The following is a 15,055-nucleotide window of genomic DNA, read 5'->3' as shown; positions in this document are numbered from 1 at the left end:
TTGGCCTTGCTCATGGTTTCGGTATCTCCAGGTCCTGCAAGTAGGGGTTGGTCGCCTTCTCCCGGCCGATCGTGGTCTGGCCACCATGACCCGGCAGGACGACGATCTCGTCGCGCATCGGCAGGATCTTGGTGGCCAACGTATGCAGCATGGCCGGATGGTCGCCCCCAGGCAGATCCGTCCGGCCGATCGACCCGGCGAACAACACGTCACCGGAGAACAGAACCGCGGGCACGTCTTCCGGCCCGTCGTACGGCGTGGTGAACGTGACCGAACCCCGGGTGTGCCCCGGCGTGTGGTCCACGGTGAAGCCGAGGCCGGCCAGCTCGAGACTCAGGCCGTCCTTGAGTTCGGAGACGTCGTCCGGCTCGGCGAACTCGTGGTTGCCGCCCAGCAGCATCCGCGCCGTCTCCGGGCTGAGGCCGGCCATCGGATCGGCCAGCAGGTGCCGGTCGTCCGGGTGGATCCAGGCGGTCGCGTCGTACGTCCCGCAGACCGGCAGGACCGAGAACATGTGGTCGATGTGACCGTGTGTGAGCAGCACGGCCACCGGTTTGAGCTTGTTCTCCCGGACCACCTGCTCGACGCCCGCGGCCGCGTCCTGGCCCGGGTCGACGACGATGCATTCCGCGCCCTGGCCGGTGGCGACGACGTAGCAGTTCGTACCCCACGACCCCGCGGGGAACCCGGCGATGAGCACGACTGACCTTCCTGGAACGGTTCGGGACCACCCAAGGCTACCGGTGCGAAGGCGGTGAGTTCGAACCGGATTGTGACGCAACACCGTTGCGTCCGCGACGGGAGTTTGTGATTGTTCAGGGATAAGCGTCGGGAAAGCGCCTCGACGCGCCCGGCCAGGCCTTGTTCGCGCGGTTGGACCAGGGACTGACCAGAATGGGCACGAGCGCAGTACATACCGCCGGAAGGGGCGAGTTGTGGCCGGAGAGAGCTGGGGCCGGGTAGCGGAGGACGGAACGGTCTTCGTACGGACCAAGGACGGTGAACGCGCGGTCGGCCAGTGGCCGGACGCCAACCCAGAGGAGGCCCTCGCCTTCTACACCCGCCGGTACGACGCCTTGGCGTTCGAGGTGGACCTGCTCGAACAGCGGGTCCAGGCAGGCACCGTGTCGCCCGACGACGCGCGCGCCGCGGTGAAAAAGGTGACCAGCTCGATCGAAGAGGCCCAGGCGGTCGGCGATCTCGACGGCCTGCGGACCCGGCTCGAGGCGCTCACCCCGCTCGTCGCCCAGCAGCGCGAACGGCGCAAGGCCGAACGGGCCGCGAAGGTCGAGGAAGCCCGCTCGGCCAAGACCAAGATCGCCACCGAGGCCGAGACCATAGCGGCCGGGACCGACTGGCGCCACGGCGTCACCCGCCTGCGCGAACTGCTGGACGAGTGGAAGGCCCTGCCGCGGCTGGACAAGTCCAGCGACGACGAGCTGTGGCACCGGTTCTCTTCCGCGCGTACGACGTACACCCGGCACCGCAAGCAGCACTTCGCCGAGCTGTCCTCGAAGCGCGAGGAGGCAGCCGTGGTGAAGGAGCGGCTCGCGGCCGAGGCGGAGACGCTCGCGGCATCGACCGAATGGGGTCCGACGTCAGGTCGCTTCCGCGACCTGATGCGGCAGTGGAAGGCCGCCGGCCCCGCGCCGCGCGAGGTGGACGACAAGCTGTGGGCGCGCTTCCGGGCCGCTCAGGACATGTTCTTCGGTGCCCGGGACGCCATCCAGGCCGAGGAGAACGCCGAGCAGGTCGAGAACCTCCGCGCCAAGGAGGCCCTGCTGGTGGAGATCGAGACGATCGTGCCGGTGGAGGACGCGAAGGTCGCGCGCGAGCAGTTGCGCGAGTACCTCGACCGCTGGGACCAGATCGGCAAGGTCCCGCGCGACGCGATGCGCTCGGTCGACTCCCGCCTCCGCGCCGTCGAGCAGGCCGTCAAGTCCGCCGAGGACGAGGTCTGGAACCGCAGCAACCCCGAGGCCCGCGCCCGCGCCGAGGCCACCGTGAAGCAACTCCAGTCCCTCATCTCGGACCTGGAGAAGCAGGCCGCCAAGCACGAATCCCAAGGCAACACCCGCAAAGCCACCGAAGCCCGAGAAGCCATAGCCGCCCGCCGGGAATGGCTCACCCAAGCCCAAAACGCCCTGACCGACTTCAGCTGACCCTGTGGATAACTCGAAGCACGCCTAGGCGGTTGTCGGTCATCCTGCTGGGATGTTCGAGTACGACGAGGCCGACTACTTCGCGGGCATTCCCTTCGCGGCCCGCCAGGTGCCGCGCAAACTGGCATGGCTGCTGGGCCGTGGCCAGATTCGCGAGCTCCTGAAGGGTGTCTACTCCGGCTTCTGGATGTTGGTTTTGGAACGCCCGACCTACAGGTTCGCGTGGATGGGCCTAGCCGGGTCTATCGGCTGGATCTGGGTTATCCGGATCGGCCGGTGGATGGGAAGCGGCTCGGGTTGGAGTATGACAGCGACCAGTGGCACTCGACGCAGAAACAGCAGCTGCGCGACGAGACCCGGCGTACTGAGCTGGATGCTCTTGGCTGGCACGTGATCTCGGTACGGCGGACCGATCTGTGGGGCTCGTATCCGGCGCTCGAGCTCGCTGTCGGCGCATTCCTGTGCCAGGAGCCCAGACTCCCCGCCGCTGGTGATCGCCGCCGGTGGATCGGCAGGTCAGGCTGGTGGGGACTCCCGGTCTGACCTGCCGATTCCTCTAGGACCTACCGCGCATTGCGGGGGGTGGCTGCGGACCTCCGGTTGACGCGGCGGTGATAGAGGCACGCCAGGCCCAGAAGGGCGATGGCGCCGACTGTGGAACGGAGGATGAGGTCGTTGTAGGTGTCGGTGGGTGCTGCGGCGGCGGTGGTGTCGTAGCCGCCGGCTACACCCTGGTGTGAGTAGTGGGTGCCGGGGAGTTTGTCGGAGTAGCGGGTGGAGACGAGCTCGTTGTAGGCAGCGATGGTGATGGGAGCGGGGCCGATCGACTTGGTGGCGGAGGCGTTGAGGGGGCGGATCTGGGTGCCGGTGAGGGCGTACCAGGCGCCGATCTGAGGCTCGGTGAAGACGACCGCGCCGCGGGCTGCGGCGAACATGCGGGCTTCGGTGTTACCGCTTGCCACGTTGACTGCCTGCCAAGCACCGGCCTGGTCTGGAGCGGTGTAGACCGTCAACGCCTGACCACCTTTGCTGGCGGGCGTGGCGGCGTACCAGAAGGTCGCCACCGGCGCCGAGGCGTCGCGAACGAAGGCCGGGTTGAGCGCGTACACCGCGTGGGTGTCCTGCGAGACCGTGGCCGCAGTCTTCGCAGATCCGGTCGAGACCTTGCCGAGCAAGCCGAGGGCCGTCGGCGAGTGTGCCGCGGTGGTTGCCTTTGACAACTCATCGCTGGAGACCGGCTCGGGACCGGCCGCGCCGGCAGTCCCGCCGACGGTCAGCACGAGGCCGAGACCGACGGCCAGTACGGCGCTGAGACGGAGCAGGATGTTCTTCGGGCGGGGCATGTCAGGCTCCGATCCGGTACAGGGAGTGGGTCCAGGTGAACTGGGAGTTGGACCGGTACCAGGTGTACGTCGAGTAGTTGTAGCGCGGGTCGTCCGGCCAGGGGTTGTAGTACTCGATCGTCGAATCGGAGGAGTCGTACCCGATGATGTCCATCATGTGCCCGCCGCCCGACGACCAGCCGATGCGCGTCATCACCGGGCGCCCGGCCGCGATCTCGGCGACGAGCGTGCTGAAGCCGAGCGTGGACGAGACGTAGCTCCCGGCGCTGATCCCGATCGACCGGAACGCCCGCTGGTCGTTCGCCAGCGTGGCCTGGTTGTTCGGACATATCACGTTCGTGCTGTTGCCGAAGGCCAGGTTGCAGAACTGGTTCTGCGAGTACGACTTCCCGTAGAACGCGGCGATGCTGTTGCCGGTGGCGGCCCAGCACCAGTTCGACTTCTGCTGCGCCTGCCCGGTGACGTCGAGGTAGTAGCTGCCAGGCGCGGCCGAGGCCGGCGGAGCGAGCGGTACCAGCGTGGCCAGGCCGATGATCATTGCCAGAAGCAATGACCAGGTACGGCGGGGGCGGAGCCTGCGCATGGATCCTCCTTCGGTGGGTGGGGAGAGGTCCATCGTCAGGAGCACGCCCGCGCCCGGCAAGAACCGGCGGACCGGCCGGATGCCCACTGTGAACGCGACGCGGCCGTGAACAGCGCGTGACGAACTACTGCCGGAGAGTGCTGTGAATGTTTACACTGACCGGCGGACCCAAGGAGCATCACCATGATCGAATCGTCGGTGCGGCCTGTGACTCCGGAAACGTCGTTCGCCGAGGCGCTGCGGCAGGCGATCGCGCGCCGTGGCCTGGCCCTGAACCGCATCCGCACGCATCTGGCCGACCGCGGGCTCCACGTCGGCGTCGCGACGCTCAGTACCTGGCAGAGCGGCCGCCGGATCCCGCGCGAGGACTCGCTGGCCGTCATCAGTGCGCTCGAGGAGCTCCTGCGGCTGCCACCCGGCTGGCTCACGGTCCGCATCCCGCCGGCCCGCAGCGAACCGGCCGCCACAACGCCGCCGTACGCCGTCGTCGACTATGCCGTGTCCCTCACCCGGCTGCTCGATCGGCTTCGTCGCGACGCTCACGGCCGGCTCCGCACCCTCTCCGTCCTCGACGAGATCCACCTCGGCCCGGACCGGAGCGCCCAGCGGAGACGAGTGACTCAGAGCGTTGTCGCCGTGGAGCCGGTGGACCGGCTGATCATCGCGCACCAAGGCGAACCCGGATGCGATGTCGACCAGCTCGCCCTGCACACGGTGAGCGGCTGCCGGACCGGCCGGGTCGCGCGTGCTCCCGAGGCCGGCGCGATGCTCGCTGAGCTCCTGCTCGATCGCCTTCTCGCCGTCGGCGACACGGCTGTCGTGCACTACGAGATCGAGGACCGGACCGGCCTGCCGTCGGTGGACTACCAACGGTTCAGCGAGTGGGGCGGTGCGCACTACGTGCTCGAGGTGCAGTTCGACCGGGCCGCCCTGCCGGTTCGCGTGCACGAGTTCCGTCGCCGGCACACCAGCGGTCCCGATCTCCTGCGGCGCAATCTGATGCTCACCGCCGACAGCCGCGCGCACGTCGTCGAACCCTCCGCCGATCCCGGCACGGTCGGCATCGCGTGGGAGTGGGACTAGGGCGTGTCTCCCAATTCCACGCCGTAGCGAGCAGGTACCCGCCGAGTGCCGCGCAGTGGGCGTGGGATTTGGGAGACACGCCCTACGTCTGGAAACCGGCGTGGACGTGGTCGTGGTGGGTCTGGTCGGAGAAGAAGGCGGCGCCGGAGAGTTGGTACGGGCCGCCGACGTTGTAGGAGCCGAGGGATTCGGCGGCACGCATGTACGACGTGACCAGGGAGCGTGAGGTGCCTGGGGCGACGACCGCGTGGCCGTTGATCTGCCAGGTGTCGAAGGCCCGGCCGCGCGGATGGTCGCTGGGGCGGTTGGTGCCGAAGACGTTGATCGGATGGCCGGAGCGGATCACGCTGATGCCGATGCGGTAGGTCTTCGCGAGCTCGAGCATCGTGGTGAGCACGCTGTCGTGGACCTGCCCGGAGCGAATGTCCGCCGCGGAGGCCGGCGGCAGCGCGATCCGCTCACTGGCCAGCACCTTCCGAGCCACCGAGGACAACCGTGACGTCGCCGCTCCGGGTTGCGCCGGATGCGTCGCGGTCACCCGCCAACCCCCGCCCGATCTGCTCAGCCGAACATCGACCGTGGTGCCGCTGGTCACGACGCGTCCGCCGGCAATCGTGGAGACACGGCAAGGCACCAGCACGCTGGCCGAATCGCTCAGGATCCCGCCGTACTGCGCGTCGATCACGTCGACCGCGGCCCGTGGCCGGCCCAGCAACTTCACCACCGCCGCCACCGCCGACCGCTTGACCTCCGGATGAATCTCTCCCGCACCCGGTACCCACGGGCGCACAACCGGCAGCGCAACCGTCGGACGCGGAGTGACGGAGACCTTCGGACGTGGAGTCGTCGGACCTGGAGTCGTCGGACCTGGAGTCGTCGAAGGTGGAGTCGTCGGAGGTGCAGCTGAGGTCGGCGTACTCGAGGAAGCTGAGGTCGTTGGAGACGGGCTCGCAGGACTGCTGCATCCGGCCAGCAACCCAGCCCCGACGATCAGCAGACTGCGGCGTTTCACGAACAGACTCGGCAGTCCGTGTAGTCGCCGAGGAACAGCCCATGCTCACGGCAACGAGTGAACGCCGTAGCGGCCGGCTCCGGATCCCACATCCGCGGCAGCTCCACTGGCTCAGCCGGCGGCCGGTAGTCCCGCACTACTTCCTCGTAATCCGCCAGATACTTCTCCGCGTACGGCGGCTCGTACGACAGCATCTCCCACCGGAAGCGCGCCTTCGCCAACCCGATCACCCGCAGCAGGAACCCACGCTCCGCCTCCCAGCCCACCGACGGCCACGGCAACTCGTCCAGATCGAAGCTCTCGTTACCCAGCCCGATCCGCGAATTGCACAGCAGCAGGGCGAACCCGCGCTGGAACCCGGTCTCCGCCAGCTCGCACGCCGCCAGCGCAAGCACGTCCAGGAACACGTCCGAACCACCATTGGACAGCCGCACGCGCGGCCCGGCGACCGAACTGCCGAAGGCGTTGCCCACCGCCCCTACTGAGTGACGCGGTAGACGTCGAAGACACCCTCGACGGACCGGACAGCCTTGAGGACGTGGCCGAGGTGGGTCGGGTCGCCCATCTCGAAGGTGAAGCGGGACTTGGCGATCCGGTCGCGGGTCGTGGTCAGGGCCGCGGACAGGATGTTGACGTGGTAGTCGGACAGCACGCGGGTGATGTCCGACAGCAGCCGCGCCCGATCCAGCGCCTCGACCTGGATCGCGACCAGGAAGACGGACTGGGCGGTCGGGGCCCACTCGACCTCGACGATCCGCTCCGGCTGGGTCTGCAGATTCTCGACGTTCGCGCAGTCGGCCCGGTGCACCGAAACACCGGCGCCGCGGGTGATCCAGCCGATGATCTCGTCGCCCGGAACCGGCGTACAGCAGCGCGCCAGCTTGGACAGGATGTCGGTCGCGCCCTTGACGATGACACCAGCATCGCCACGAGCCGTCCGCTTGCGCCGCTCCCGGGTGGCCGGCAGGTGGACGCCCTCGGCCAGATCCTCGGCCGCGCCCTCCTCACCGCCGTACGTCTCGATCAGACGCCGTACGACGGCCTGTGCGCTGACGTGACTCTCGCCGACCGCGGCGTACAGGCCGGTGACGTCCGGGTAGCGCAGCGAGTTCGCCACCGCGGTGAGGGTCTCGTGCGACAGCAGACGCTGCAGCGGCAGGCCTTCCTTGCGCAACTGCTTGGCGATCGCGTCCTTGCCGTGCTCGATCGCCTCGTCCCGGCGTTCCTTGGAGAACCAGTGCTTGATCTTGTTCCGCGCCCGGGGGCTCTTGACGAACGACAGCCAGTCGCGGGACGGACCCGCGCCCTGCGCCTTCGAGGTGAAGACCTCGACGACGTCACCGTTCTCGAGCGTGCTCTCCAGCGGCACCAGGCGGCCGTTCACCCGGGCGCCGATGCAGCGGTGCCCGACCTCGGTGTGGATGGCGTAGGCGAAGTCGACCGGCGACGACCCGGTCGGCAGGGACATCACGTCGCCGCGCGGGGTGAAGACGTACACCTCGGAGTTGTTGATCTCGAACCGCAGCGAGTCGAGGAACTCCGACGGGTCGGAGGTCTCCCGCTGCCAGTCGACGAGCTGCCGCACCCAGGGCATCTCGTTCGGCCCGCCGATCTCGGTGGTCGGCGCACCGGCGACCTCCGGCGCGGCCGTCGTCGGGTCTTCCTTGTACTTCCAGTGTGCGGCGATGCCGTACTCCGCCCGGCGGTGCATCGAGAACGACCGGATCTGCAGCTCCACCGGCTTGCCCTGCGGGCCGATCACGGTGGTGTGCAGCGACTGATACATGTTGAACTTCGGCATCGCGATGTAGTCCTTGAACCGGCCGGGGACCGGATTCCAGCGCGCGTGCAGTATGCCGAGCGCCGCGTAACAGTCCCGGACCGACTCGACCAGCACGCGGATGCCGACCAGGTCGTAGATGTCGCCGAACTCGCGGCCGCGGACGATCATCTTCTGGTAGATCGAGTAGTAGTGCTTCGGCCGGCCGGTGACGGTCGCCTTCACCTTGGCCGCGCGCAGGTCCTCGTGCACCTGGTCGATCACGGAGGCGAGGTACTCGTCGCGGGACGGTGCGCGCTCGGCGACCAGCCGGACGATCTCGTCGTACACCTTCGGGTGCAGGGTCGAGAAGGACAGGTCCTCGAGCTCCCACTTGATCGTGTTCATACCCAGCCGGTGGGCCAGCGGGGCGTAGATCTCGAGCGTCTCGCGGGCGATCCGCTCCTGCTTCTCCTGCCGCAGGAAGCCGAGCGTGCGCATGTTGTGCAGCCGGTCGGCGAGCTTGATCACCAGCACCCGGATGTCCTTGGCCATCGCGACCACCATCTTGCGGATGGTCTCGGCCTGCGCGGACTCGCCGTACTTGACCTTGTCCAGCTTGGTGACGCCGTCGACCAGCATGGCGATCTCTTCGCCGAAGTCGCGGGTCAGCTCCTCGACCGTGTACGGCGTGTCCTCGACGGTGTCGTGGAGCAGCGCGGCGCACAGGGTCGGCGCGGTCATACCGAGCTCGGCCAGGATGGTGGCGACGGCGAGCGGGTGGGTGATGTACGCGTCACCGCTCTTGCGCATCTGGCCGGTGTGGTACTTCTCCGCGGTCCGGTAGGCGCGCTCGATCATGCCGAGATCGGCCTTCGGGTGGGTCGCACGGACGACCCGGAACAGCGGCTCGAGCATGGGCGCCCGGTTCGGGTGCCTGGTGCCGCCGAGGCGGGCCAGGCGGGCCCGGACGCGGGCTGGAGCGATCCGCGGCGGTTGGGCGGCAGGCGGCTCCGGCGCCGGGCGCACCGGTACCGGCGCGCGCGGAGGCTCCTGCGGTGCAACGTTCGGCACCGCTGATGCAATCGCCGGGTCTTCGCCCACGTTGTGTCCCTCCGCCGACAGACCACCAGTCTAGGGGGCGCCGGCCAACGAGGCAGAAATACCCTGTGGACAACACGCCGGGTCAACTCCTGGTCGCGGAGAGTTTGCCCGGAGTCGGAACTGTCAGACGGTCACGAGGGCACTCAGCTGCTCCCCCGCCAGGCGCTTGCGGCCCGGGAGGAAGGAAAGCTCGAGGAGAACCGCCGTATCGACCACCTCGGCCTCGCAGCGGCGGATCAGGCGCAGACAGGCCTCGACCGTGCCACCGGTGGCGAGTACGTCGTCGATCACGAGCACGCGATCACCCGGCGTGAACGCGTCCTGGTGCACCTCGATGGTCGCCTCGCCGTACTCCAGCGCGTACGACTCCTCGTACGTCGCGGCCGGCAGCTTCCCCTTCTTGCGCACCGGCACGAACCCGGCGCCGAGGGCGAGCGCGACCGGGGCGGCCAGGATGAACCCGCGCGCCTCGATCCCGACCACCTTGTCGACCACCGGGTTCCCGTCGTCGTCACGCCCGAACGCGGCCAGCGCGTCGACCACCTGGGCGAACCCGCCGTGGTCGGCCAGCAGCGGGGTGATGTCCTTGAACACCACCCCCTGCTGCGGGTAGTCCGGGATGTCGCGAATGCCGTCGGCGAGGACCTGCTCCAGCGTCCGCATCGTCACTTGCCGCGCTTCGAGCGCGGTTTGCGCGACGGCTGCGGGCGTCCGGCCGCGGCGGCCTTCATCGGTCGTGACGCCGGCGTCGGCGCCGTACCAGCCGGGCGGTCCTGCTTGCGCGGCGTGTCCTGTACGGCGGTCCGCGCGGCAACCGCACCGGCACCGGCAGTCGCCACGGCAGGAGCCGGCGTACTGGCGGCCGCGGCCTGAGCCCGCTTGGCCATCACCCGGCGGCGCAGCGCCTGCATGCCCGGCTCACGCTCCTTGAAGACCGCGAGCAGCGCCGGAGCGATGAAGATCGACGAGTACGCACCGACCGCGATACCGACGAACAGCGCCAGCGACAGGTCCTTCAGCGGCCCGGTCCCGAGTACGACGGTGCCGACGACGAGGATCGAGCCGACCGGCAGCAGCGCGGTGATCGTGGTGTTGATCGACCGTACGACGGTCTGGTTGACGGCCAGGTTGGTGGCGTCCGAGTACGTGTACCGATTGGACCCGGTGATGCCCCGGGTGTTCTCCCGCACCTTGTCGAACACCACGACCGTGTCGTACAGCGAGTAACCGAGGATGGTCAGCACGCCGATCACCGTCGCCGGGGTGACGTCGAAGCCGATGATCGCGTACAGCCCGACCGTGATCGTCACGTCGTGGATCAGCGCGATGATGGCGGCCATCGAGGCCTTGGGTTCTCGGAAGTACAGCCAGATCACCGCGAACACCAAGACGAGGAACACGACCAGCGCCAGGATCGCCTTGTTCGCGATCTGCTGCCCCCAGGAGGCGCCGATCTGCTGCGAGGTCACCTGGTCGATCGGTATGCCGGCCTCCTTGGCGACCGCGGCGCGGACCTTGGCGATGTCGTCCTGGCCGAGCGGCTTGGTCTGCACCCGCACCGCGCCATCACCGATCGTCGTGACGACCGGGTCACCGAGATCCTTGGCGTTGGTCGCCTTTGCCGCGTCGGTGAAGTTCTGCACCGTGTCGCCGGTGACCTTGACCTTGGCCTGGTACTCGACACCGCCCTTGAACTCGATTCCGAGCGCCAGGCCGCGGGCGAACAGGCCGGCCAGCGAGACGATCACCAGGATCGCGGAGACGCTGAACCAGAGCTTGCGATGACCGATGAAGTCGTAGGAGACGTCACCGCGGTGCAGTTTGGCACCGAGTTGTCCGAGCTTCGACATCAGACCTCCCCTCCGACCGGCTTGCGCGTCGACGGCGTCTTGCGCGGCCGCGCCGTCGGTTTCATCTGCCCGGGCAGCCGTTCCACGCCGAGATGCTCCGGATCCAAGCCGGACAGCTTGTGCCCGTGGCCGAAGAAGTCCGTCCGGGCCAGCAGGGTCACCAGCGGCTTGGTGAACATGAAGACGATCAGCAGGTCGATCAGCGTGGTCAGGCCGAGCGTGAACGCGAAGCCCTTCACGCTGCCGATGGCGAGGACGTAGAGGACCAACGCGGCCAGCAGCGAGATCGAGTCGGCCGCGATGATGGTGTGCTTGGCCCGGGCCCAGCCTGTCTCGACCGACGAGCGCAGGCTGCGGCCCTCGCGCACTTCGTCGCGGAGGCGTTCGAAGTAGATGATGAACGAGTCCGCGGTGATACCGACAGCGACGATCAGACCCGCGATGCCGGCCAGGCTCAGGGTGAACCCGATCGCCTTGCCGAGCAGGATCACGATGGCGCCGGTCAGGAGGCCGGCGATCGCGAGCGACGCCACCACCACGATGCCCAGACCGCGGTAGTACAGGAACGAGAAGATCACGACCAGCGCCAGACCGATCAGACCGGCCCAGATACCGGCCGACAGTTGGTCACCACCCAGCTGCGGCGACACCGTCTCGACCGAGGAGATGTCGAACGACACCGGCAGCGCGCCGTACTTCAGCACGTTCGCCAGGTCGCGGGCCTCGGTCTCGGTGAACGTGCCGGTGATCTGTGCCTGACCGCCGGGGATCGGCTGCGCGACGCTCGGGGCCGAGATGGTCACGCCGTCCAGCACGATCGCGAACTGGTTCTGGCCCTCGCCGCGCTGCGAGATGGCCGTCGTCGCGTCGAGGAAGTTGTCGCCGCCCTCGCCGGTGAACTTCAGGTTGACCTGCCACTGGAAGCCGCCCTGCGGGATGCCCGCGGTGGCGTCGGACAGGTCGGTGCCCTTCATGATCGCGGGACCGAGCAGGTACTTGGTCGTCCGCTGGCGGTCGCAGGAGAACAACGGCTTGTTCGGGTCGTCCGTCTGCGCCGCGATGTCCTTGTCGGTGCACTGGAACGCCGCGAACGCCGCCTGGGTGGCCGCGTCCGGGGTGTACTTCAGCGGGTCACCGTTGGCAGCCGGCGTGGACGGCGTCGCCGGCGGAGTGCTCGGCTTGGCGGTCGCCGGGGTGCTCGGCTTCGGGGTCGGCGTCGGCGTGGCGTTGCCGAGGGCGCTGCTCCAGGCCCGCCCGTTCGGCGTGTTCGCCGGCGTACTGGGCTTGACCGTGGTGCTCGGCTTCGGCGTCGTGGTCGGCTTCGTACTCGGCTTCGGCGTGCCCGTGGGGGTCGACGTCGGAGCCGGCGCCGGCGCGCCCGCCTGGGCGTCGTACACGATCCGGAAGTAGAGCAGCGCGGTCTGACCGATCTGCTTCACCAGGGCGTCCTGCGTGGCACCCGGGACGGCCACGTTGATGTGGTTCGCCCCGGAGGTGGTGATGTCGGCTTCGGCGACACCCGCACCGTTGACCCGCTGGGAGATGATGTTCTTCGCCTCGTTCAGCTGGTCGGCGGTCACCGAACCACCACCGGCGAGGGAATTGGCCGTCAGCGTGATGGTGGTGCCACCGCGCAGGTCCAAACCGAGCTTGGGCTTCCAGGTCTTGGTGAGCCCCATGATCCCGAACAGCAGGACCACAATGACCCCCAAGACGATCAGTAGCCGCCCGGGGCGGGATGTCGTCGTTGTTGCCACGTCAGTTTCAACCTTTGTGCTTCTGGGCGCGCCACACCATCTTGTGGACGCTGATGACCGCGCCGCACTCCGTCAGGGGCGGTGGATCAGTTCTCGGTGTGCGTCGGCGGGAGCTTCGGCGCGTCCTGCACCTTGTCCGCGGCCTTGTCCTTGCCGGCGTCCGGTACGTCGACGGAGTCCTTCTCGGCGTCGTCGGCCAGGTCCTGCCCGGCCGGCTCCTCGATCGTCGCGGCGGGGTCCTCCTCCGGGACCACCCGGCCGACCGCGGCCTTGACCACCTGCACCAGCACACCCTCGGAGATCTCCAGGGTCACGTACTCGTCGTCGGTCTCCTCGACGATCCCGACCAGGCCACTGGTCGTGATCACCTTCGTGCCCGGGGTGAGAGCGGCCACGGTCTCGGCCTGGCGCGCCCGCTGCTTACGCTGGGTGCGGCTCATGAACCAGATCATTCCGACGATCAGAATCAGCGGAAGCAGGAAGGTGAAGGCGGAGCCACCGCCCCCGGAAGAGGCGAGCGGTACGGCGATGAGTTGCATCGGGACTCAGAATCCTTCGTCGTCGGGAGTACGGGCGTCCGGCACGCTCTGCAAGCGCGCAGGTCGCAGCGGAATGACCTTAGGTCAGGCCACCGGCGAGTCTAGCCGTGGGCGGCAACAAGTACCTCATGACACCGGGTCACGTTTGCGTTACTCGACTCGGCCTGCGGACCGATCAACACACAGTATTCAGTCTTCGTCAAAAAGCGTGTCGGCGAACGTCGCGCCCTTCGGGACTTTCAGGCCGATGTGCCGCCAGGCCGCGGGCGTGGCGACGCGACCACGCGGCGTACGGGCCAGATAGCCCGACCGGACCAGGAACGGTTCGGCCACTTCCTCCACAGTCTCACGTTCTTCGCCGACCGCAACAGCCAGCGTGGAAAGTCCCACCGGTCCGCCGCCGAATCGGCGGCACAAGGCGTCCAGGACCGACCGGTCCAGCCGATCCAGGCCCATCTTGTCCACTTCGTAGAGCTCGAGGGCCGCTTTCGACAGCGCGAGCGTGATGATCCCGTCCGCTCGGACCTCTGCGTAGTCGCGGACGCGACGGAGCAGCCGGTTCGCGATGCGCGGCGTACCGCGGGACCTGGAAGCGATCTCGGCCGCGCCCTCCGGTGTGATGTCCACGTCGAGCAGCGCGGCGGACCGATTCACGATCTTCTCCAGCTCGGCCGCCTCGTAGAACTCCAAGTGACCGGTGAATCCGAACCGGTCACGCAGCGGCCCCGGCAGCAGCCCGGCCCGCGTGGTCGCACCGACCAGCGTGAACGGCGGAATCTCCAGCGGAATCGCGGTCGCGCCCGGGCCCTTGCCGACGATCACGTCGACGCGGAAGTCCTCCATCGCCATGTAGAGCAATTCCTCAGCAGGGCGGGACATCCGGTGGATCTCATCCAGGAACAGGACCTCGCCCTCGCTCAATCCGGACAGGATCGCGGCCAGGTCGCCGGCATGCTGGATCGCCGGCCCGCTCGTGATCCGCAGCGGTGCGGACAGCTCGCTGGCGATGATCATCGCCAGCGTCGTCTTGCCCAACCCGGGCGGTCCGGACAACAGAACGTGATCCGGTGCCCGGTTGCGCCCTCGCGCCGCGTGCAGCACCAGCTCGAGTTGCTCACTGACCCGGCGCTGGCCGCCGAACTCGGCCAGCGTGCGCGGCCGCAGCGCGGACTCGATCTTGCGTTCCTCGAGGTCCACCGCGTCCGCGGACACCAGCGGCCGGACGTTGTCCTCCATCGGCTAAGCCTTCGAAAGCACGCGCAGCGCAGCGCGGAGCAGGTCGGGGACGGACGGATTCGGGTTGTCGGCGGCCAGCGGCGACACCGCGGTGACGGCGTCCTCGGCGTCACGTGTCGACCACCCCAGGCCCACCAGACCGGCATGCACCTGGTCCCGCCAAGCTTCCTGGGACTGCAGCGGGCGGCCGGTCACCGTCTTCGACGGCGCACCGATCTTGTCCTTCAGCTCCAGCACGATCCGCTGCGCACCCTTCTTGCCGATCCCCGGAACCTTCACCAGTACGGCGAGATCCTCGGAGGCGACGGCCTGGCGCAACTGGTCCGGGCTGAGCACGGCGAGTGCGGCCTGCGCCAGCTTCGGCCCGACACCGGACGCCGTCTGCAGCAACTCGAACAGGCTCTTCTCGTCGTCGTCGGCAAACCCGTACAGCGTCAGGGAATCCTCGCGCACCACCATCGAGGTGGACACACGCGCCTCCTGCCCCGGACGCAACCCCGCCAGCGTGCCGGGGTGACAGAACACCTGCAGGCCCACTCCCCCGACCTCGATCACGGCACTGTCCACCCCGATTGCCGCCACCGGGCCGCGCACGAACGCGATCATCCCCGACCTCCTTGCACGACC

At 68.4% G+C, this 15,055-nt stretch carries 16 protein-coding genes; 4 read left to right on the top strand and 12 right to left on the bottom strand.

All coding sequences use genetic code 11. From position 1 onward, the window contains the following. Positions 1 to 10: 10 nt before the first annotated feature. Positions 11 to 700: an MBL fold metallo-hydrolase gene (locus tag OG817_RS09445; RefSeq protein WP_360443973.1), complete on the bottom strand. Its 690-nt coding sequence runs from the start codon at positions 698 to 700 to the stop codon at positions 11 to 13. 235 nt (positions 701 to 935) lie between these two features. On the opposite strand from OG817_RS09445, the gene OG817_RS09440 reads away from it, so the two are divergent. Genes OG817_RS09440 through OG817_RS09430 form a run of 3 tightly spaced genes read left to right on the top strand, consistent with a single transcriptional unit; the run spans position 936 to position 2,705 of the window. Beyond that, positions 936 to 2,162, top strand: a complete 1,227-nt coding sequence (locus OG817_RS09440) for a DUF349 domain-containing protein (protein WP_396393172.1) — start codon at positions 936 to 938, stop codon at positions 2,160 to 2,162. 52 nt (positions 2,163 to 2,214) lie between these two features. Further along, positions 2,215 to 2,556 (top strand): hypothetical protein, encoded by a 342-nt coding sequence (locus OG817_RS09435; RefSeq protein ID WP_406057677.1) that lies wholly within the window; start codon positions 2,215 to 2,217, stop codon positions 2,554 to 2,556. After that, a complete protein-coding gene (locus OG817_RS09430; RefSeq protein ID WP_406053305.1) occupies positions 2,439 to 2,705 on the top strand; it encodes a hypothetical protein in 267 nt (88 codons plus the stop codon). The genes OG817_RS09435 and OG817_RS09430 overlap by 118 nt, the downstream gene beginning before the upstream one ends. Before the next feature lie 20 nt (positions 2,706 to 2,725). Here OG817_RS09430 and OG817_RS09425 read toward each other — a convergent pair whose 3' ends face one another. Together OG817_RS09425 and OG817_RS09420 are read right to left on the bottom strand one after the other, a co-directional pair. Then, on the bottom strand, positions 2,726 to 3,505 hold the full coding sequence (locus tag OG817_RS09425; protein ID WP_406053304.1) for a hypothetical protein: 780 nt from the start codon (positions 3,503 to 3,505) through the stop codon (positions 2,726 to 2,728). 1 nt (position 3,506) lies between these two features. Beyond that, the gene (locus tag OG817_RS09420; protein ID WP_406053303.1) at positions 3,507 to 4,088 is read right to left on the bottom strand and encodes a papain-like cysteine protease family protein; all 582 of its coding nucleotides are present in this window, start codon (positions 4,086 to 4,088) and stop codon (positions 3,507 to 3,509) included. A 183-nt stretch (positions 4,089 to 4,271) separates the two neighbouring features. Between OG817_RS09420 and OG817_RS09415 the strand changes: the two genes are divergently transcribed. Then, complete coding sequence (locus tag OG817_RS09415) at positions 4,272 to 5,171, top strand: hypothetical protein (protein ID WP_406053302.1); 900 nt, start codon at positions 4,272 to 4,274, stop codon at positions 5,169 to 5,171. 82 nt (positions 5,172 to 5,253) lie between these two features. On the opposite strand, the gene OG817_RS09410 is transcribed toward OG817_RS09415, so the two are convergent. The 9 genes from OG817_RS09410 to ruvA form a co-directional block, all read right to left on the bottom strand. After that, positions 5,254 to 5,895, bottom strand: coding sequence for a hypothetical protein (locus tag OG817_RS09410; protein WP_406053301.1), 642 nt, complete (start codon positions 5,893 to 5,895; stop codon positions 5,254 to 5,256). Between the two features lie 284 nt (positions 5,896 to 6,179). Next, a complete protein-coding gene (locus tag OG817_RS09405) occupies positions 6,180 to 6,656 on the bottom strand; it encodes a hypothetical protein (RefSeq protein WP_406053300.1) in 477 nt (158 codons plus the stop codon). A gap of 5 nt (positions 6,657 to 6,661) precedes the next feature. Beyond that, positions 6,662 to 8,860, bottom strand: coding sequence for a RelA/SpoT family protein (locus OG817_RS09400; protein WP_406057413.1), 2,199 nt, complete (start codon positions 8,858 to 8,860; stop codon positions 6,662 to 6,664). Positions 8,861 to 9,169: 309 nt separating this feature from the next. After that, positions 9,170 to 9,709, bottom strand: a complete 540-nt coding sequence (locus tag OG817_RS09395) for an adenine phosphoribosyltransferase (protein ID WP_360444096.1) — start codon at positions 9,707 to 9,709, stop codon at positions 9,170 to 9,172. A 2-nt stretch (positions 9,710 to 9,711) separates the two neighbouring features. After that, positions 9,712 to 10,896 (bottom strand): protein translocase subunit SecF, encoded by a 1,185-nt coding sequence (gene secF / locus OG817_RS09390; protein ID WP_406053299.1) that lies wholly within the window; start codon positions 10,894 to 10,896, stop codon positions 9,712 to 9,714. Continuing rightward, positions 10,896 to 12,653 carry a protein translocase subunit SecD gene (gene secD / locus OG817_RS09385; protein ID WP_406053298.1) on the bottom strand — a complete coding sequence of 586 codons (1,758 nt, stop codon included), beginning with the start codon at positions 12,651 to 12,653 and terminating at the stop codon, positions 10,896 to 10,898. Before secD ends, secF begins: the two co-directional genes overlap by 1 nt. Before the next feature lie 86 nt (positions 12,654 to 12,739). Then, complete coding sequence (gene yajC / locus OG817_RS09380) at positions 12,740 to 13,192, bottom strand: preprotein translocase subunit YajC (RefSeq protein ID WP_406053297.1); 453 nt, start codon at positions 13,190 to 13,192, stop codon at positions 12,740 to 12,742. Between the two features lie 189 nt (positions 13,193 to 13,381). After that, positions 13,382 to 14,428 (bottom strand): Holliday junction branch migration DNA helicase RuvB, encoded by a 1,047-nt coding sequence (gene ruvB / locus OG817_RS09375; RefSeq protein WP_396393161.1) that lies wholly within the window; start codon positions 14,426 to 14,428, stop codon positions 13,382 to 13,384. Between the two features lie 3 nt (positions 14,429 to 14,431). Continuing rightward, positions 14,432 to 15,034 (bottom strand): Holliday junction branch migration protein RuvA, encoded by a 603-nt coding sequence (ruvA, locus tag OG817_RS09370; RefSeq protein WP_360444010.1) that lies wholly within the window; start codon positions 15,032 to 15,034, stop codon positions 14,432 to 14,434. Positions 15,035 to 15,055: the final 21 nt, after the last annotated feature.

This window comes from Kribbella sp. NBC_00889, assembly GCF_045207705.1.
Taxonomy (GTDB): Bacteria; Actinomycetota; Actinomycetes; order Propionibacteriales; family Kribbellaceae; genus Kribbella.
Note: the sequence above shows the minus strand (reverse complement) of the source record. Positions and strands in the feature narration are given on the sequence as shown.